Raw genomic sequence first — 17,345 nt, 5'->3', positions numbered from 1 at the left:
TCGGGGTCGTCGTCGCCGAGCCGCTCGCCGAGGGTGAGCTCCCCGTCCGGGCCGGGCATGTCCAGTGAGGCGGCGCGGTAGGACTCCAGGGCTCCGAGCGCCTCCACGACCTCCGAGGTGTCGGCGTCGAGCTCCTCGGCGAGCTCGCTGGGCCGCGGTGCGCGGCCGAGCCGCTGGGACAGCACGACCGTCGCCTTGTTGATGCTGACCCCCAGCTCCTTGAGGTCGCGGGGGACCCGCAGCGCCCAGCTGTGGTCGCGCAGGTAGCGCAGGATCTCCCCGCGGACGCTCGGGACCAGGTAGCCGAGGGGGCCGCCGGTGGCCGCGTCTGGGTCATACCGGTCGAGCGCCTTGATCAGCCCCAGGGTCGCGGCCTGCTCGAGGTCTTCGGCCGGGTGGGTCGCCGTGAGGTACCGGCGACTGATGTTGCGCACCAGCGGCAGGCACTCGCAGATCAGCCGGTCGCGCAACGACCCGCGGTCCGGGTCGTCGGATGCCATCCGGGCGAACCGGCGCAGGTCGGGTTCGAGATCGTTGTAGCCGTTCGGGCCGTCGCGACGGGCCGTCTGGGCCCGCTCGGCCGGGTTTCGTGGCACTGTTCGCACGGACAACTCCGAAAAGGTCGGTGACCGGCATCCACTGCGGCGTTCAACGGGACCGGGGCGGTGGTCACCGCCCTCGTCCACGGACGTCACGGTAGGAACAGCTAACACGTGCCGCAACCGCTGGAACCGCTGGGCCAGTGGAGAGCCGCCGGCCCGCCCGCACCCCCGGGGCGGAGGCGAGCTTCCCGGGCTCGCCCCGCCCCCGCTTCCGGCGCAGCGCTTCCACCGCCATGGATGTCGCGAGCCACGCCGCCGAGTCGCGACCTCACCCGGCACACGGCCAGCGCGGCGGCCACGTCATCCGGGTCGCAGGGGGCACCACCCCGATCGGCACCTGCCGGTACACCGATGCGTCGGTGGCGTAGGCGCCGCGGGCGGCATCGTCGAACCGGACGTCGCCGCGGACCTCTCGCACCAGGTCGCGGGCCAGCCGACCCCGGGCCACCGTCGTCGTGTCCGAGCGGCCCCCCGCGCCGCGGCTGTCGGATGCCGCTGTTGGCGCCATCAGTGCCTCCCACACGGTCCACGACTTACGGGCCCGCGGCTACCCGGGATCGGCGTGGCCAACCGGCCGCGGTGATTGGGCGGGGCGAACCCGGGGTAGGCGGGCGCGGCCGGAGCACACTGCCAGAGAGGACCGGACCCATGAGCCAGGCCGGTTCCGCCCCTGCCCGCACGACTTACGACGTGATCGTGGAGCGGTTGCTGGAGTGGGGGATCGATGTCTGCTTCGGCCTGACCGGGGACCAGGTCAACGGGTTCGTCGAGTCGCTGCGCACCCCATGCCGACCGGATGCGGTTCGTGCAGGTGCGGCACGAGGAGAACGCGGCGCTGGCCGCGGTCGGCTACGCCAAGTTCACCGGCCGCTCGGTGGCCTGCCTGGCGACCGCGGGGCCGGGGGCGAATCACCTGCTCAACGGTCTCTACGACGCCCGGGTCGGCGAGGCCTCCGCTGTTCATCCAGAATGGGACCTGGACTGGAGATTCATGCCGGAGTGCGGCTGATACGCGCCATAGGTGGCTGACATACTCGATCTGTGTCTGTCGCTGATGAAGGAGCCGGATCGAGCGAGGTTGCTGCTACTCGCGACGGGCGGGTGACGATTCCAGCGCAGTTGCGGCGGGCGGCGGGGATCGAGCCTGGGTCGCGGCTGGTGCTCTACGTTGACCACGGTCGGGTCGTGATCGAGGAACGCGCGCACCTGCTGGCACGGATCCAGCAGGAGGCGATCGCGGCGGCCACCGCCGCGGGCGTCACCGGCAGCGCCGTGGATGAGCTCCTGGCCGAGCGGCGCGCCGAGGCCGCGCGCGACGCCGACGACCACACGGGTGCGGCGGCTCCGACCGAGGGTTGCGACGCGCGGTGAGCGTGGTCCTCGACGCCAGCGCGATTCTGGCCCTGATCTACCGCGAACCCGGCCATGAACGGGTCACCGCAGCGCTGCCTGGTGCGACCGCCTCGACGGTGAACTGGGCCGAGGTCGTCACCGCCCTGGTCCGACGAGGCCACCCCGACCCCGCCACTGCCGCCGAGGCCATCCGGGCCCTCGGGGTCGACATCTCCCCATTCACTCCCCACCAGGCGGTGCGCGCCGGGCTGCTCTGGGCCACCACTCACCCGGCCGGACTGTCCCTCGGCGACCGCGCCTGCCTCGCCGCGGCCGAAACCAGCAACGCCGAGACCGTCCTGACCAGCGACCGCGCCTGGGCAGAACTCGAGACGACCGCACCGATCGAACTCATCCGCTAGAGCTCGACAACAACGAGGCCCGGACAGCTCGCGCCGACGCAGGCGCGCCAGATGCCGACTACTACGCCACCTCACCGCCCGGCTCGGCGAGCATGCTGCTGCCGGCGCGGTCACCGACGAGCCGGCTGCGAGCGGCTACCGTAGGCACACGAGCAGATCCGTCGAGCGACCGGGGAGCAGCAGGGGCCCCCGGAGTTCGGGCCCCAGCGGGGTCATCGGGCCCTACCCCCACGGCAACGGCGGGCCGTATCGCCCGCGACGTCACGGCCCGCGGATCGTCTGGACGAAGACCGACGGCGGGGTGTCGATCGACGTCGAGACCGGGAACGGCACGGAGACCCTCGAGGCTGACGCGCTGCTGGTCGCCATCGGCCGTCGGACCGTCGTCGACGGCCTCAACCTGGAAGCCACCGCGGTCCAGCGGGACGAGCGCGGCGAAATCCAGGTGGACGAGTACTACCGCACCGGCGAGCCCGGCGTGTACGCGGCCGGCGACGTGATCGGCGGCTACTGGCTCGCCCACGCGGCCGGGCACGAGGGCATCACGGCCGTCGAACACATGGCCGGCGCCGACCCGGAACCGCTGGACCAGGACCGCATCCCACGGGTGACGTTCTGCCGTCCCGAGGTGGCCTCGTTCGGGCTGGACCGGGCGCAGGCCGAGCAGCAGGGCTACCGGGTCGAGGAATCGAGGGTCCCGTTCCGGGCCGTCGGCAAGGCCCTGATCGACGGGGCACCGGAGGGGTTCTGCAAGGTCGTCGCCGAGGCAGGGACCGGACTCGTCCTCGGGATGCACGCCATCGGCCCGCACGTGACCGAGCTGATCGCCGAGGGCGCCTACGCCAAGCTCGTCGAGGGCACCGCCGCCGAGATCGGCATGAGCGTGCACGCACACCCGACCCTGGCCGAGATCATCGGCGAGGCGAGCCTGGCCACGGGCGGGCAGGCCATCCACTACTGAGCGCGGAGCCGACGGTCTGCGCGAGGCAGGGAAGGCGAACGCGCTCCGTCCGGTCGGCCCGTCGGGCGCGACACACGAGCCTGCGCAGAGCAGCGCAACGCCACCGAGCACGCGACAGGGTCGAGGTGGTGTGGGAGGTCGCGCCAGCGGGCAATCGTGATGACAGCATCTTCACGCTGTACGAGGTGGTTGCGATGGGGCATCGACAGATCACTGTCGAGCGCTCGAAGCCGGCCCTTGTAGATCCGCCTGGTCGGGCCGGGCGATCGACTCGGGGCTGGCCGGCGTGACCCTGGTGGCCGCCGCCCCGTGAAGGCAGGTCTTCCGAGGACGCACTCATCGGAGGAGACACGATGACCGAGACACCCATCGACGTCGTCGACGAACTGACCGCCGACCACCGAGCGGCATTGGAGCTGCTCGACGAGGTCATCTTCAGCAGCGACCCGCAACACCGACGCGACACCGTCAACACCGCCATCGCCGAGGTCGTCCGCCACACCGTCGCCGAGAAGGTATACCTCCACCCCTCAATGCAGTCCCACCTCCCGGACGGCGACGAGGCGGTCCAGCACGACATCGCCGAGCACGCACTGTTGGAACAGGTGATGAAGGACCTCGGACAGGTCGAGGTCCGCGACCCCGAGTTCCACCGGCTCGTCGAGGCGATGCGCAAAGCGTTGCGCGAGCACGCCGAACACCAAGAACACCACCGCTTCCCCCACCTGCGTGAGCACGTACCCGCTGAGGAACTGGCCAGACTGCACGCACAGGTGACACACGCCAAGCAAGCGGCGCCGACCCGCCCACACCGGGATGCACCGCACGCCGAGCCGCTCCACAAGACCGTCGATCCTGGAGCAGGAATGGTGGACCGGCTGCGTGAGCGGCTCACCGCACGCGCGCACGACGACATCGACCCGGAGGCGATCGACCAACCCTGAGCCGCCGCGCTCGTCCTGGCCGCTCGGTGGATAGCTGCTTGTCGCTGTCCGAGCGACCATGCCGAGCTATTCAGGTGCGCCATCGGCACCACGCGAGTTGCCTGCCCCACGGCCCGTCCCAGCGTGATCAGCCGGCACAACGGCGTGGCTGTCTGCTGTCGGCCGCGGCATGAGGCGGCGGGCAAACGGGTACAAACTCCCACGACCGGGTACGGCGCAGGAGGTGACCATGCATACGAACCAGTCGCGGAGGACCGACACCGACGACCGCGCCACCGAGAACATGATTACGGTGCCCGAGCTGGTGGGTTTGCCCGCCGCCGAGGCGCACGATCGAGCTCTCGACGCGGGGCTGCTCGCGGTCGGGCGCAATGCCGCACATACCGGCGCCGGGCGCGGCCACGTCGTCGAGCAGGAACCGACTGCCGGTCGATCACGCGAGCGGGGTGGCGAGGTCGGGATCTGGATCGCCGCCGGCTCGGGACCGGCAGCGTCCGGCGCGGACCCCGACGACCCGCAGGACCCGGGCGGAGACGGCGGAGGCAACACACGACCCGAACCCAGCCCGGTTCACCCGGCAGGCGGCGGTGTCAAGAACTGAGCGAGCCCAGCTCCAGGCCGGCGAGCTGCATCGTGCTGAACGGCCCGATAGTTGGGTACATCGTCGCGGTGATCCGCCCTCGGTGGCCGTTGACCACGTAGTCGTCGCCGTCGCGCATGGTGCTGGGGGAGATGCTGATGCCGTCGGAGCAAGCGACGTCCGGTTCGCTCATGCGAATGGGAAGTGACAGAAGGCGGCCATCGAGAGGGACGAGCCTCTGCTCCCGCAGCTGCGAGGAGCACAAACTCGCCGACGCCGCGCCCGTGCTCGCCGGCCGGCTCCAAGGACTCGGCGCTGCGCCAGGTCTCGGTCATCTGTCCTGATACAGGCCGCGCCGAGGGTCTACGGGGTCCTGCCGTGGCATCGCGGGAGTCACGGCGCCTGCCGGCCCATCGCGACGGAGCTGGCTGATGGCCAGGGGGTGTCGCCGGCCGAGGTGCGGGTAAGTCGTGGGGGATGGCGCGCGGTAGAGAGCACGAAGAACCTCGCAGCCCGTTTCACAACGACTCCGAGGACCGGCTGACGCTGCCGGAACAGAACCGAGAGCCGAGTGTCGGGCTGCCGGGAAGTGACCCGACCGGCGACGTTGCCGCCGACGCGGCAGGACCGGGCTCAGTAGTGGTGGGCGTGGACGGCTCCCCGCAGGCACGCGCGGCGCTGCGGTGGGCGGCGGAGTACGCCGCCCAGGTCGGGTCGTCGGTGTGGGCGGTCGCGGCATGGCAGCCACCCGAGTCGGGTTGGGGTGATGACACGCCGCCCGTGGTGCTCGAGGGCGACTTCGAACACGACGCTGCACGGTGGCTCCACGACGCTGTCGCCACCGTTCCCGGCCCGGCACCGGCGGGCACCGTGGTGGAGGGCGACCCGGCCCACGTGCTGCTCGACACCGCCGAGACCGCCGCCCTGCTGGTCTTGGGTAACCACGGGCGGGGTGCGCTGTCGGAGGTGTTGCTCGGCTCGGTCGCGCGCCGGTGCGTTCGACATGCCCGCTGCCCGGTCCTGCTGGTGCCCGCCGCCGAGGACGGACCACCGAACGGTGGGTCGCGAGGTGCCTAGCACGACGACCACCGGATCGAGTGCGCTCGCCGCTGATCCGGGTCCCGAGCGCGACGCCGAACGAGCACCACCCGACCTGCAGCAGGCACCCGACCAGGACATCACCCTGCGACGTAGCCGTCGGGGCGCGGGCGCGCTTGTCGGCACGGCGCCGCAGCTCGCCGAGCCGTGCGCCGCCGTCGTACCGCTCGAACCACGGTTCTGCGGTCACGGCTCACGCTGCCGCCACGCGGGACAGCTCACCGGAGCATCGGCATCCCCGGTCCTGCCTCGTCAACGTGGAGGGAACGGCGGCTCCGGGGTGGGCGGTACCGGATCGGGTCGCGGGTCCGGCTCCGGATCAGGGATCGGCGACGGGGGTGGATCCGGAACCGGCTCCGGCGGCACCGGCGGCACCGGCGGAGTTGGTGGTTCCGTGGCCCCCGTGGCCTCGATGACTGGTGTCCTGCTCGTCGGCATCGGTCGATGCACCTCACACGGGTTGACGGCACGGCGTCGTGACACACCGTGCCCCGTGGCAGCGACATACCCGCCGGCCCGCGGGCCGATACGTCCGAGTCGGGGCAGAGCCCCGCGCGCCGAGCACGGCCTGAGCGCGGGACCGCTGCCGGCGGCGGGGCGCCACATCTGCGTAGGGCGTCTCCGCGCCTGCGTGGTCGGGCAGGCGGCGTGATGCTGGTTCGCTCGTGGACCGGGCCGGCCCGATGGTGGAGGAGCCAAGCCATGGTCGAACCTGGCCGGCCGGTCGCCCGGCGCAGCGCGGCGTCACCCGGGTGGGCCGGGTGACGACCGGGGACACGGATGACCGGCTCCTGCGCGAGGCGCTCAAGCGGGTCGCGACGACGCTGAAAGGTGCGCGGGTGCCGTTCGCGCTGACCGGCGGATACGCGTCCTGGGCCCGAGGTGGGCCGGAGCCGGTGCACGACGTCGACTTCGTCCTCGTCGCCGAGGACGTCCCACAGGCGGTCGAGGCCCTGGGCGCGGCCGGGTTACGGCCGGTGCACCCACCGGAGGACTGGCTCGAGAAGGTCTACGACGGCGACGCGCTGGTCGATCTGATCTTCTGCTCCACCGACCGGCCGGTCACCCGGGAGCGGTTGGCCCGGGCGGACGAGCTGCGGGTCGACTCGGTGATGATGCCGGTCGAGTGCGCCACCGACATCATGGCGTCCAAGGCCCTGGCCCTCGGCGAGCACCGATGCGACCTCGGTCCGCTCCTGTCGCACGCCCGAGCCCTGCGCGAACAGATCGACTGGCCGCGGCTGCGCCGCGAATGCAGCGCCTGGCCGTTCGCCCGGGCGTTCCTCGCATTGTGTGACGACCTGGGCATTCCCGTGACCGAGCCGCACGCCCGGGAGATCGGCGCATGATCCGGGTGGCCGCAGTGGCGGATGTCCACCTCGGCGAGGGCATGCAGGGCGCGTGGGCCGATGATGCGGCCGGGCTCGACCGGGTCGACCTGCTGCTGCTGGCCGGGGATCTGACCCGGCACGGCACCCGGACCGAGGCCCGCGTCGTGGCCGACGAGTTCGCCCCTGCCCCGGTGCCCGTGGTCGCCGTGCTCGGCAACCACGACCTGCACGGCGACGACGCCGAGGGCGTCACCGCCGAGCTGGCCTCGGCCGGAATCACCGTGCTCGAAGGCAGCGGAGCGGTGGTCGAGATATCGGGGACCCGAGTGGGCGTCGCCGGGACCACCGGCTTCGGTGGCGGCTTCCCACCCGCGACCGCCTCCGGCTTCGGCGAACCCGAGATGAAGGCCTTCGACGCCCGCAACCGCGCCCTGGCCGACGGGCTGGGCACCGCGCTGCGCGCACTGGACTGCGACGTCGCCGTGGCACTGACCCACTACGCCCCGATCCCGGGAACCCTGGCCGGTGAACCGCCGCAGATCCACGCCTTTCTCGGCAGTCACCTGCTGGGCCGGGCGATCGACGACTGCGACCGCGACGACGTGCCGGTGGCCCTCGCCGTGCACGGCCACGCTCATGCCGGTGCCCCGGACGGCCGCACCCCCGGCGGGGTCCCCGTGCACAACGTCGCCCAGCCGTTACTCGACGGCGCCTTCCGCACATTCGTCCTCGGCCGGTAAGCCCCCGCACAAGAGGATCCGCCACTCTCGAGAAGAGGCGTGCACGCTGGCAACCACGGTCGCCCCCTACCGTTGTCGCACCGGCCCTGCCGGCGCGGTCACGGGCATCAAGAACCGCCCCGAGGAGGTTTGTTCTGCGGCTGTCGCGGAACAAATCGTCCATGACCAGCGGGTCGAAGCGCTCCCATGCGAACCAGGTGACCGTGGTTCCGTCCTTGCTCGGCCGCCGGTCGACCGAGGCGCACGACGCGGCGTTGGACGCCGGATTGCTGCCGTTCCGCCTACCGCACAGGCCGACGTGCGGCTGTCCGATGACCCGTGTGGTCGGGCAACGGCCTGCACCGCGGAAACCAGCGTTGCGCGGCAACCGGGTGTGCTTCTGGCTCGGTGCTGACGTCCGCGACCCCTGGGACGACGGTGAACCCGGCGCTCGCGCGCCATGACCACCGGCCGGCCGCACCACACCGACGACCGCGTCCGGCCCGACCCTTGAGCCAGGTACCACACTGTGTCTCGAGCGTTGGCTGGAAGATCGGAGATGGGCGGAGAGGCAGTGGACTCTGTCGGTGTCTGGGCCGGGGCGCAGGCCGTCGCGCGCGTGCCGCTGGACAGGGGCATGGGAGCTTGCGGGCAGCACCGTCCGCGGCGGGCTCGGCCCCGGCAGGCCCCTCCGGGGCCCGGACACGACCGGCCGGTCCATGCCCGCCCTTGATCGGTTCGCCGCGTCGACAACGTCGCCGCGTGGATACCCCCCCACATGGGCGGCCCGCGCCAGCTGTGTGGTCAACCGGCCCGGACCTCGACCGGCGGTCACTCCTAGGCGAGACCCTCCAGCCTGCTCGAATGATAACCGTTGGCCGGTCACCCACGCCCGCTGCGGTCGGCAACCGTGCGGGAACTGCGACCGGCCGAGCACGGTCACTCGTGCGGCGGTCCCTGGTGGGCGGCGCGCGTCTCGACGTCACGACACAGGAACTCCGCGACGTCGTGCAGCTTCATGTTGATGTCCTGCGAGGAGCGCACCAGCAACCCGAAGGCATCGTCGTCGCCCAGCGAGAACCGCTCCATCAGAATCCCCTTGGCCCGTCCGATGACATCGCGGGTGGCCAGAGCCCGGGTCAGGTGCGCTGCCCGCTGCGCGCCATACACCGCGATCGCCGCCTGCGTCACGAACGCAGCCATGACCGTGCGCTCCCACGGGTCGGCGAACGCCCCGGGCTCGTCCGACCACGCCGAGAGCGACTTGGCCGGATGGTCATCGGGTGCCATCGCGACACACACCACGCTGCGCATGCCCGCGGCGATGGCTGCGGGAGCGAAGCCCGGCCATCTGTCCTGCTCCTCGACCAGGTCGGCGACCACGATCTCTTCAGCCGTGGCGGAGGCGAGCGTGTCCACGCACGGGCCGTGCCCGCACCGGCCCATCACCTCGACCAGGGCCGGGACCCGGTCATCGGTCGCGCCATGGCACTCCAGGCCCGCACCGGTGTCGATCGTCATCGCCGCCCACTTCGCGCCGGGCAGCGCTGCCACCACACCGTGGCAAATTCGCACGAGGCGCTGCTCGAGGTCGTCCTCGGCGATACGGCCCGACAGCAGGTAATCCGCGTTCGACCGCAACGCCGACGCCAGCTGCTCTGCATCGCTGCAGTCCATGTGCCACTCCACAGGTCATCACGAGCCCACCCGGCCAGCCGCTGATCACACAGAGCACCAGACCAACAGCCCTCCGCACCCTTCCAGGTCAGCACGCCCCGCGCCCGGCCCGCTACTCGAGGAAAGCCACGATGCTCGCCCGCCCGCCAGTGAGCGCCACCCGGTCCGGCCGCATGAGGGGTTCACCGCGCCGACCCGACCGGGACGTGCTGGCGCCGGCCTCGTCGCTGTCCTGCGATCGGCACGATCAGTCACCGTCCGTATGATTCGGGGTGCCTGGTGAGTTGAATGCCCAGCTCGCGTCATCGACGTGGTGTGGAGGGCTCTGTGACTCCTGCTCGACGTTCCCCGTTCGGGGAACCCCGCATCACCTCGTTCCTGCAGGCGGTGGCCGCCTCGCCGACGCCGGGCGCCCAGGTGAGCGGTACCGCCCTGGTCGGCGAGGGCTCGCGCGTTCCGGACCCCGGCGTGGTCTCACAGTGTGCCCATCGGGGGTGTTCTCGACCGGGCAACAGAGGTGACCGTGACTGCGGCGCTTCGCCGACCGGCGCCCGGCAACCGTGGCCCGACCTGGCTGGCGCCCTCGCTCGCGGCGGGTCGGAGGTGACGCGGGTCGAGCTCAAGGCGCTGGTATGCGCGGCAAGCTATCGGCGACTGCTCGGTGACGACTCCGCGGCCCTGCACAGGCGCGTGCGAAGACACCAGGTGTACTTCCTCGACACCCCCGAGCTGGCCTTGCGCCGTTGCGGGATCGTCGTCCGGGTGCGACGGACACACCGAGGCGATGACGTGGCGGTCAAACTGCGTCGTCGACGCCCGGTGAAGCTCGGCAGCGCGCGGTGGTCGCCGAACCTGCAGGTCGAACTCGACGCACTGCCGGGCTACACGGTCTGGTCCGCCGCACTGAGCCACCCCCTGGGACCGGACATGCTGCCGGCGAAACCGGCCGGACGGTGGCCGCCGCCGGCGACGCTGCTCTCCGTCGAACAACGCGAGTTCGTCCACACCCACGCAAGTGTGCGGGTCGAAGACGGAGGACTGCAGCCGCACGGGCCGATCGAGGCATCACGCACCCGCACCCGTTCCCGCTCCAGGGTGCGGCTGGCCCTGGAACGCTGGGCGCTGCCCGCAAGCGCCGACCTCGTCGAGGTGTCGACCAAGTGTCGGCCGACGCACGCGCTGGCCCGCGCCGACGCTGTCGCCGCCCTGTTCGCCGACCACGGCATCGAGCCGGCTGCTCATCAGCAGACCAAGACCGATGCCGCCTTGAGCATGCTCCGTCGCACCGGATAGCCGCCCTCGGCTACCCGGTGTCATACGACAGCGCTCCGCAGTGGTGCCGCCCGGCGCGGGCCGGCACCGCGCGGTGGGCGCGTCGGCACGAGGCCTGCCCGCCGTCCTGGGGCGTGGCCGATGCGCCCGGTACGGTCATCGTCGTGCACGACCCGGACGATGCGGTGTGGGCGCGGATCCTGACCACGGTGATCGACGAATCCCACCTGGTCGCGGCGGAGCGGCTCACCGAGACGGTGGACCGGGCGGTCCGCCCGGCCGGGGTGGGCGTCGAGGTGCTGATGGTCGACCTGGCCCAGCGCGCCCTGCACGTCGTGCTGGTCGATGCGCCCGGAGCCGCGATCCCGGTCGAGGGCACCACCGGTGGTCGTGCCTACCAGCTGACCGAGATCGTCGTCGGCGGCGACCACGAGGGTGAGCGGGTCCTGTGGCTGCCGTTGCTGGACGGGACCGAACGCGTCGGCGTCCTTCGGGTCGCGTTGGACGACGGGGTCGTCGACGGGGCGGTTCTGCGGCGGCGGCTGTGGGCGCTGGCCGGACTGGTCGGGCACCTGCTGATGACCAAGCTCGGGCAGAGCACGTGGCTGCAGCAGCTGCGTGCCCGCGCGATGTCGCCCGCGTCGGAGCTGCTGTGGCAGCAGCTCGCGCCCCGGACGCTGGCGACCGACCGGGTCGTGATCTCGGCACTGCTCGAGCCCGCCCTGGAGGTGGCCGGCGACGCCTACGACTACGCCGTGGGCGACGCGATCGACCTCGCGATCTTCGACGGGGTCGGTCACGATCTGATGGCCGGGGTCAGTACCGCCGTGGCCGTGACCGCGATCCGCAATGCGCGTCGCGACGGGGTCCGCGACCTCGCGGCCCAGGCCGAGCGGGCCGACGCGCTGCTCGAGCACTACGACCGTCCGGGTCGTTTCGTCACGGCGGCGCTGGGCCGGCTCGACGTCGTGACCGGGGAACTGACCTACCTGCTCGCCGGTCACCCGCCACCCCTGCTGCTACGTGGCGGCCACATGGTCAAGGAGCTGACCCTGCCGCCCCGCCTGCCGCTAGGGGTCACCGCCCCGGCGGTCACCTACGAGGACATCGTCGGGCACGAGCAGCTCGAACCCGGCGATCGGGTGCTGTTCTACACCGACGGGGTCACCGAGGCCCGTGACGGGCACGGCCGGTTCTTCGGCGAGCAGCGCTTGATCGACATGGCCGAACGCGCCGAGCAGGACCAGCTCTCGGCACCGGAGACGCTGCGGCGCCTGGCCGCCGCCGTCATGGCGCACCAGAACGAGCGCCTGCAGGACGACGCCACGCTGCTCGTGCTCGACTGGGCCTCCGATCATCACCCGCGCCTGTTCCCCAGCCTCCCCGACCACGGCTGAACCCTCTCGCCGGTGCCGGCCGTCATCGGCGATGTCAGAACGAGCTCAGCGAGGACCGGGCCGCGGATCGCGTTCCGCCCCGACCGGCATCGGATGGATGGCCCTGGGTGGGAGCCGGCCATGCCGGCCAGCACCGTCCCGCCGCTCGGCCACCGGCCCAGCACCGCGGGTTTCGCATCTGGCTCCTGCGGATGGGCCATGGCGGCGAAGCGGGCCGGACAGTGGCGTCCACCAGAGTGGTGTGCGACCGGCCCGGTGACGGGCGTGCTGCTCCCCGCCGCCCGCCCTGGGCTCGGTGGAGATCGACGGCCCGGCTGATGTCCTGCTTGGTTATCGGCCCGATCTCGAGACCGACATCCGCTCGCCACTGCGCACCGCCGGGCACGGCGCCGCGGCGATCGCCGCGCTGGGTGACGGGCTCGGTGAGTGAGAACGGCTCCGAGCCAGGCGACGGCATCGACCGAGCCGTAGGAACCGGGGCGGTGCACGAGAGGGCGGGTGTGCCTGTGGATCGTTCGGGAATGCGGCTGCCGTGGGCGGAACGACGAGGCCGGCGGCGGTCCGGTTTCCGCGGTGGGGCGAGGGCGCGGCTTGCAAGGGCTGACCAACGATGGTGCGAGTGAGGAGCTGCCGTATGGAGTACACGCGACTCGGAAATTCTGGACTGTATGTCTCCCGGCTGGCGCTGGGCACCATTCCGTTCGGGTCCGGTGGAGGGTTCGAGAAGATCGCGGGCGTACGGGGAGACGACGCCCGGTGGCAGATCCGTGAAGCGCTGGACCACGGTGTGAACTTCCTCGACACCGCCAACATCTACTCGGCCGGGGACGCCGAGCGGGTGCTGGGCGAGACACTGGGTGCCACGCGTGACGACGTCGTCCTCACCTCGAAGGCGCGGATGCCGGTGGGGGAGGGGCCCAACGATTCCGGTGCCTCGCGGTACCACCTCACCCGTGCTGTCGAGGACAGTCTCACCCGGCTGCAGACCGATCACCTCGATCTGCTCTACATCCACCAGTGGGACGGGCAGACCCCGCTCCTCGAGACCATCACCACCGTCAACGACCTGATCCGGTCCGGGAAGATCCGGTACTGGGGCGTGTCCAACTTCAACGGATGGCAACTGGCGAAGACCGTGTACGAGGCGAAGCTCGCCGGGCTCGACGGCCCGATCGCACAGCAGGTCTACTACACCCCGGAGGCCCGCGAGATCGAGTACGAGATCATCCCGGCGGCCCGTGACCTCGGGGTCGCGACCTTCGGCTGGAGTCCGCTCGGTGAGGGACTGTTGAACGGCAAGGTGCGTCGCGGAACCGAGACCCCTCCCGACACCCGCCAGGGCGCAGGCTGGCCCGAACCGCACGTGACGGACCGCGAGCGGGCCTACGATCTCATCGAGCTCTTCGACGAGATCGCCACGGAGCTGGGCTGGTCGATCCCGCAGGTGGTGATCTCCTGGATCCTGGACCGCCCCGGCGTGAACGGCACGGTGATCGCGGCGCGCAGCCGCGACCACCTGAGACAGGACCTCGACGCTGCGGAACTGACGTTGCCGCGGCAGGCCCGCGACCGCATCACCTCGGCATCGCAGCTGGCCGCCTACTACCCGCTGTGGCACCGGATGATGACGGCTCAGGACCGGCCGGAACCGAGCGAGGTCGAGTATTACCGGGAGCAGAAGGCGCATGTCTTCGGTGAGCACGAGTAGCCCGGCGCCGGTGGTGCGGTGCCCGGGCCGGACGCGTTGGAGGCGACCTGGGATGGATACCGATACGGCCACCGGAGCGGCCGACCGCGTGCGGGAGGAAGCGGCCGAACAGGCGGCGGGCTACCGGCAGGGCGAGCCCCGGCCACTCGGGGGATATGTCACCGTCGTGGCGGTCTTCGCCGCGCTCGTGACCGGGGCCGTCGGGTTGCTCGCGGCCCGCCGACGCCCGCTGCCCGACGGATTCGCGACACGCGACCTGGTCCTGCTCGTGGTCGGCACCCACAAGCTGTCCCGCACGCTGACCAAGGACGCCGTCCTCAGCCCCCTGCGAGCGCCGTTCACCCAGTACGAGAGTACCGGGGGACCGGCCGAGGTGATGGAGGACGTGCGCGCGGCCGGCAGTGTGCGGCACGCGGTCGGCGAGCTGGTGACCTGCCCGTTCTGTCTCGACGTATGGATCGCGACCGGCTTCGCTCTGGGCCTGATCTTCGCACCGCGGGCGACCCGGATCGTGCTCGGAACGTTCTCCGCGGTGGCCGGTGCCGACTTCCTGCAACTCGGCTACGCCGCGGCACAGCAGGCCGGTTGAGTGCGCCGCAGGAAGGAACACCTGGTCGGCCGCGATCCGGGTCAGGGAACGAGGACGAGTTTGCGGTGTGCGGAGTCGGCCTGTCGCTGCCAGGCCGATGCCACGTCGCGCAGCGGGACCCGTTCGACGTCCACGGTGAGGTCGCCGTCGGCGGCGTAGGCGGTCATCGTCGCGTAGGCCTCGCGCTGGGTCTCGATCGGCACCGCGCGCGTGGTGTAGCCGAGGATCGCCGCGCAGTTCGTGCGGAACACGTCCGGGGAGAGGGTGATCTCCGATGCCGCCGAGCTGCCGATCTGGACCAGCCTGGCGAACGGGCCTGCGGCGCGCAGCGCGGCGAGGGCGGGCTCGCCCCACAGCGGGTCGACGATCACATCGAGGTCGCCGCCGGCCGCGTCCCGGAACGCGGCGGTCGGGTCGTCGGTCGTGGTCAGGTCCACGGTCGCGTCCGCGCCCCGCCCGGCGGCGGTGCGCAGCCCGTCGGCGTCGCGCCCGGCCGCGACGACCTGCCCGGCTCCCTGCAGTTTCGCGGCCTGGACCGCGATCGTCCCGAGGACGCCGGTGGCCCCGAGGACCAGCACGGTTTCTCCCGGCTGCAGGGCGGCGCGCCAGGACAGCGACAGCCAGGCGGCGAGCCCGGCGATGCCGAGCGCGACCGCGACCCCGTCGTCGAGGTCGTCGGGGAGATCGAAGACGCCGCTGTGGTCGACGATCGTGCGCTGCGCCATCGAGCCGTGCGGCGGCCGGGCGCCGTTGAAGTAGACGTGGCGGCGCTGGTGCCAGCCGACGCCTTCGAGCCCGGGGACCAGGGGCAGCTCGTCGGGTTGCCGCCCGCCGGCGATCATCAGGTCCACCGGGTTGAGCCCGGCCGCGGTCACCTCCACCACGGCCTGGTTCTCGTCGTCGGCGGTGGGGTCGTCGACGGTGCCGAATCGCGGGGCGCCGGGTTCGTGCAGTACGGCTGCGTCCATGCCGGTGCGCGTGCCCGACGGGCCCGACAGGCAAACGCCGGTGTCGACCCCCGAGCGGAGCCGTCACCCCTCGGCGACGAGCAACGGGCGCAGCACGCGATGGCTGAGCTCGATCCCGGCCCGCACCTGTCCGGGGGCATCGCTCCACACCGGATCCTCGTGCTCGATGGAGATGACGCCGTCGTAGCCGCCCTCGTGGAGCACGTCGATCACCCGGCGCCAGTCGATCTCCCCGAGGCCGGCCGCCCGGTAGCGCCACCACGGCTCACCCGGGTCGCCGGCTCCCTCGACCGGGCCGAGGTAGCCGTAGCGGTCACGAATGTCCGGGAAGGTCTCGACGTCCTTGGCCTCGACGTGGCGGACCCGGTGGACATAGGGACGCAGCGCGGCGACCGGGTCGATGCCCAGCGGCGGCAGGTGCGACGGGTCGAAGTTCAGCCACAGACCCAGGTCGAACGCCCACTCCCAGAGCTGGGGCGAGTATGCCAGGTTGCCGGGGTAGGCGTCGGGGTGCCAGTCCTGTTTCGGACAGTTCTCGACCATCAGGTCGACTCCGCGCTCGCCCGCGCGCTCCACGAGCGGGGTGAGCACTGTCTCCGCGTCGGCGAGGTCGGCCGCGACATCGACCGACGGGTTGCGGCCGACGAACATGCTGACCGGGGCGCCGCCGAGGTCGGCGGCCGCGTCGATGCACGTCTCGAGGTGGCGGTGCACCGCCTCGCGTCGCGCCGGGTCGGGGTGCAGCGGGTTGTCGTTGTAGGCCAGGCCCGACAGCGCCAGGCCGTGGCGGCCGAACAGGCTGCGCACCCGCTCGGCCGCGCCGGGGTCGCACCGGGCCGGATCCAGATGGTCGGCCGCGCCCGGTTCGGTCGAGCCCGCCGGCCACGCCGCCACCTGCAGCGCCTGCAAGCCCGCGGTCTGCGCCCAGCGCGCCAGGTCCTCCAGCCGCTCGTCGGGCAACGCGGCTGTCAACATGCCGACACGCATGCGCTCACCTCCCGCGGTCGGGGCTACCCGCACCGGAGCGCTCCGCACCTCCCGGCGACCGAGCCACCGCCCCCGGGTCGCTCCTCGGGACCCGGCGCAGTCACCGACGTCCTCGCGCAGCACCCGAACGACATCACGGCCGAAGCACCGGGTACCCGACCGTGGCACCGAGCTCGAAGGGGTGGGGGAGATGCCCGACAAGCACGAGCAGGCCGAACAGATGCGCGACGACGTTCCGTCGACGATCGCGCGCTCGGACGACAAAGCGGTGCGCGCCTACAGGAAGGCATGGGAGTCGGCCGAGGACACCTACGACAGCCGCGGCGAGCGCGCACGTCGCACGGCGTTCTCGGCGTTGAAGCACACCCACGAGAAGGTCGCAGACCACTGGGAGCCCAAGGAGGGCACGGGGCCGTCCGACCCGCAGGCCGAGAAGGGCGCCGCCGAGGTCCGCCGCGGCGACACCAGCGAGACCGCATCCGGGGTGGACACGAACGCCTCGAAGGAGCATCTCGTTGATGTCGCCGAGCGCCTGGGCATCAAGGACCCGCAGAACCTGCAGAAGCCCGACCTTGTCGCGGCGATCGAGAAGGCCAACGCCGGCGCGACCCGCAAGGCCCGCGAACGGTAGCGCCAGGACCTGCGGCCGTTTCGGCCCGCCGAGGGTCTGTCAGGAAGATCGTGTGTGGCGGTGATCCGGCAGGCTGAAGCGGCAGCTTCAGCCGGGAAGGATCATCGTTGACCGACAACGACACGAC

At 71.8% G+C, this 17,345-nt stretch carries 21 protein-coding genes and 1 pseudogene; 16 read left to right on the top strand and 6 right to left on the bottom strand.

Annotated features, from left to right (window positions below):
• Together BM093_RS31810 and BM093_RS36355 are read right to left on the bottom strand one after the other, a co-directional pair.
• Positions 1 to 605 (bottom strand): sigma-70 family RNA polymerase sigma factor (locus BM093_RS31810; protein WP_245773938.1); only part of this gene is annotated, 605 nt, incomplete at its 3' end.
• Between the two features lie 265 nt (positions 606 to 870).
• Positions 871 to 1,110, bottom strand: coding sequence for a hypothetical protein (locus BM093_RS36355; RefSeq protein ID WP_177238826.1), 240 nt, complete (start codon positions 1,108 to 1,110; stop codon positions 871 to 873).
• A 288-nt stretch (positions 1,111 to 1,398) separates the two neighbouring features.
• Between BM093_RS36355 and BM093_RS36850 the strand changes: the two genes are divergently transcribed.
• The 7 genes and pseudogenes from BM093_RS36850 (at position 1,399) to BM093_RS31780 (ending at position 4,862) form a co-directional block, all read left to right on the top strand.
• Positions 1,399 to 1,611 (top strand): thiamine pyrophosphate-binding protein, encoded by a 213-nt coding sequence (locus BM093_RS36850; protein WP_218163024.1) that lies wholly within the window; start codon positions 1,399 to 1,401, stop codon positions 1,609 to 1,611.
• Positions 1,612 to 1,643: 32 nt separating this feature from the next.
• Positions 1,644 to 1,784: pseudogene (locus BM093_RS38075) on the top strand (AbrB/MazE/SpoVT family DNA-binding domain-containing protein); the annotation flags it as partial.
• Between the two features lie 3 nt (positions 1,785 to 1,787).
• Entirely contained in the window at positions 1,788 to 1,973 is a 186-nt protein-coding gene (locus tag BM093_RS37665; RefSeq protein ID WP_245773939.1) for a hypothetical protein, read from the top strand.
• The gene (locus BM093_RS31795) at positions 1,970 to 2,356 is read left to right on the top strand and encodes a type II toxin-antitoxin system VapC family toxin (protein WP_093356044.1); all 387 of its coding nucleotides are present in this window, start codon (positions 1,970 to 1,972) and stop codon (positions 2,354 to 2,356) included. The genes BM093_RS37665 and BM093_RS31795 overlap by 4 nt, the downstream gene beginning before the upstream one ends.
• A 301-nt stretch (positions 2,357 to 2,657) precedes the next feature.
• A complete protein-coding gene (locus BM093_RS31790) occupies positions 2,658 to 3,317 on the top strand; it encodes an FAD-dependent oxidoreductase (protein ID WP_218163023.1) in 660 nt (219 codons plus the stop codon).
• Positions 3,318 to 3,670: 353 nt separating this feature from the next.
• Entirely contained in the window at positions 3,671 to 4,261 is a 591-nt protein-coding gene (locus BM093_RS31785; protein ID WP_093356035.1) for a hemerythrin domain-containing protein, read from the top strand.
• Positions 4,262 to 4,490: 229 nt separating this feature from the next.
• Positions 4,491 to 4,862 carry a PASTA domain-containing protein gene (locus BM093_RS31780; protein WP_177238825.1) on the top strand — a complete coding sequence of 124 codons (372 nt, stop codon included), beginning with the start codon at positions 4,491 to 4,493 and terminating at the stop codon, positions 4,860 to 4,862.
• Here BM093_RS31780 and BM093_RS31775 read toward each other — a convergent pair.
• Positions 4,852 to 5,034 carry a hypothetical protein gene (locus BM093_RS31775; protein WP_093356023.1) on the bottom strand — a complete coding sequence of 61 codons (183 nt, stop codon included), beginning with the start codon at positions 5,032 to 5,034 and terminating at the stop codon, positions 4,852 to 4,854. The genes BM093_RS31780 and BM093_RS31775 overlap by 11 nt on opposite strands.
• 455 nt (positions 5,035 to 5,489) lie before the next feature.
• Between BM093_RS31775 and BM093_RS31770 the strand changes: the two genes are divergently transcribed.
• The 3 genes from BM093_RS31770 to BM093_RS31755 all read left to right on the top strand — a co-directional run bounded on the left by BM093_RS31770 (position 5,490) and on the right by BM093_RS31755 (position 8,010).
• A complete protein-coding gene (locus tag BM093_RS31770) occupies positions 5,490 to 5,918 on the top strand; it encodes a universal stress protein (protein WP_245773937.1) in 429 nt (142 codons plus the stop codon).
• A gap of 782 nt (positions 5,919 to 6,700) precedes the next feature.
• On the top strand, positions 6,701 to 7,288 hold the full coding sequence (locus BM093_RS31760) for a nucleotidyltransferase family protein (protein WP_143105643.1): 588 nt from the start codon (positions 6,701 to 6,703) through the stop codon (positions 7,286 to 7,288).
• Positions 7,285 to 8,010 (top strand): metallophosphoesterase family protein, encoded by a 726-nt coding sequence (locus BM093_RS31755; protein ID WP_093356005.1) that lies wholly within the window; start codon positions 7,285 to 7,287, stop codon positions 8,008 to 8,010. The genes BM093_RS31760 and BM093_RS31755 overlap by 4 nt, the downstream gene beginning before the upstream one ends.
• 918 nt (positions 8,011 to 8,928) lie before the next feature.
• Here the strand turns inward: BM093_RS31755 and BM093_RS31750 are convergent.
• Positions 8,929 to 9,666 (bottom strand): ANTAR domain-containing protein, encoded by a 738-nt coding sequence (locus BM093_RS31750; protein WP_143105642.1) that lies wholly within the window; start codon positions 9,664 to 9,666, stop codon positions 8,929 to 8,931.
• A 603-nt stretch (positions 9,667 to 10,269) separates the two neighbouring features.
• On the opposite strand from BM093_RS31750, the gene BM093_RS35540 reads away from it, so the two are divergent.
• The 5 genes from BM093_RS35540 to BM093_RS31730 all read left to right on the top strand — a co-directional run bounded on the left by BM093_RS35540 (position 10,270) and on the right by BM093_RS31730 (position 14,632).
• Positions 10,270 to 10,959, top strand: a complete 690-nt coding sequence (locus tag BM093_RS35540) for a CYTH domain-containing protein (RefSeq protein WP_177238824.1) — start codon at positions 10,270 to 10,272, stop codon at positions 10,957 to 10,959.
• Between the two features lie 143 nt (positions 10,960 to 11,102).
• Positions 11,103 to 12,335 carry a PP2C family protein-serine/threonine phosphatase gene (locus BM093_RS31740; protein WP_143105640.1) on the top strand — a complete coding sequence of 411 codons (1,233 nt, stop codon included), beginning with the start codon at positions 11,103 to 11,105 and terminating at the stop codon, positions 12,333 to 12,335.
• Between the two features lie 295 nt (positions 12,336 to 12,630).
• Positions 12,631 to 12,765 (top strand): hypothetical protein, encoded by a 135-nt coding sequence (locus tag BM093_RS38070; protein ID WP_281248751.1) that lies wholly within the window; start codon positions 12,631 to 12,633, stop codon positions 12,763 to 12,765.
• Between the two features lie 204 nt (positions 12,766 to 12,969).
• Entirely contained in the window at positions 12,970 to 14,043 is a 1,074-nt protein-coding gene (locus tag BM093_RS31735; RefSeq protein ID WP_093355988.1) for an aldo/keto reductase, read from the top strand.
• A 52-nt stretch (positions 14,044 to 14,095) separates the two neighbouring features.
• A complete protein-coding gene (locus tag BM093_RS31730; protein WP_093355983.1) occupies positions 14,096 to 14,632 on the top strand; it encodes a DUF1360 domain-containing protein in 537 nt (178 codons plus the stop codon).
• A gap of 41 nt (positions 14,633 to 14,673) precedes the next feature.
• Here BM093_RS31730 and BM093_RS31725 read toward each other — a convergent pair whose 3' ends face one another.
• Entirely contained in the window at positions 14,674 to 15,600 is a 927-nt protein-coding gene (locus BM093_RS31725; protein WP_093355978.1) for a quinone oxidoreductase family protein, read from the bottom strand.
• A gap of 63 nt (positions 15,601 to 15,663) precedes the next feature.
• Positions 15,664 to 16,587: a sugar phosphate isomerase/epimerase family protein gene (locus tag BM093_RS31720; RefSeq protein WP_093355974.1), complete on the bottom strand. Its 924-nt coding sequence runs from the start codon at positions 16,585 to 16,587 to the stop codon at positions 15,664 to 15,666.
• A 190-nt stretch (positions 16,588 to 16,777) separates the two neighbouring features.
• Here BM093_RS31720 and BM093_RS31715 point away from each other — a divergent pair, with 190 nt between their 5' ends.
• Entirely contained in the window at positions 16,778 to 17,218 is a 441-nt protein-coding gene (locus tag BM093_RS31715; protein ID WP_177238823.1) for a ChaB family protein, read from the top strand.
• The last annotated feature ends 127 nt before the right edge of the window (positions 17,219 to 17,345 follow it).

The organism is Pseudonocardia ammonioxydans (assembly GCF_900115005.1).
In the GTDB taxonomy this organism is placed as follows: domain Bacteria; phylum Actinomycetota; class Actinomycetes; order Mycobacteriales; family Pseudonocardiaceae; genus Pseudonocardia; species Pseudonocardia ammonioxydans.
This window is presented reverse-complemented; position numbering and strand designations above follow the sequence as displayed.

What these genes read in the sequence shown, in the direction of transcription:
- BM093_RS31735 (WP_093355988.1), top strand. Translation starts at nt 12,970, where the DNA reads ATGGAGTACACGCGACTCGGAAATTCTGGACTGTATGTCTCCCGGCTG.
- BM093_RS31780 (WP_177238825.1), top strand. Translation starts at nt 4,491, where the DNA reads ATGCATACGAACCAGTCGCGGAGGACCGACACCGACGACCGCGCCACC.
- BM093_RS31720 (WP_093355974.1), bottom strand. Translation starts at nt 16,587, where the DNA reads ATGCGTGTCGGCATGTTGACAGCCGCGTTGCCCGACGAGCGGCTGGAG.
- BM093_RS36355 (WP_177238826.1), bottom strand. Translation starts at nt 1,110, where the DNA reads ATGGCGCCAACAGCGGCATCCGACAGCCGCGGCGCGGGGGGCCGCTCG.
- BM093_RS31750 (WP_143105642.1), bottom strand. Translation starts at nt 9,666, where the DNA reads ATGGACTGCAGCGATGCAGAGCAGCTGGCGTCGGCGTTGCGGTCGAAC.
- BM093_RS31755 (WP_093356005.1), top strand. Translation starts at nt 7,285, where the DNA reads ATGATCCGGGTGGCCGCAGTGGCGGATGTCCACCTCGGCGAGGGCATG.
- BM093_RS31785 (WP_093356035.1), top strand. Translation starts at nt 3,671, where the DNA reads ATGACCGAGACACCCATCGACGTCGTCGACGAACTGACCGCCGACCAC.
- BM093_RS36850 (WP_218163024.1), top strand. Translation starts at nt 1,399, where the DNA reads ATGCGGTTCGTGCAGGTGCGGCACGAGGAGAACGCGGCGCTGGCCGCG.
- BM093_RS31775 (WP_093356023.1), bottom strand. Translation starts at nt 5,034, where the DNA reads ATGAGCGAACCGGACGTCGCTTGCTCCGACGGCATCAGCATCTCCCCC.
- BM093_RS31725 (WP_093355978.1), bottom strand. Translation starts at nt 15,600, where the DNA reads ATGGACGCAGCCGTACTGCACGAACCCGGCGCCCCGCGATTCGGCACC.
- BM093_RS31715 (WP_177238823.1), top strand. Translation starts at nt 16,778, where the DNA reads ATGCCCGACAAGCACGAGCAGGCCGAACAGATGCGCGACGACGTTCCG.
- BM093_RS31730 (WP_093355983.1), top strand. Translation starts at nt 14,096, where the DNA reads ATGGATACCGATACGGCCACCGGAGCGGCCGACCGCGTGCGGGAGGAA.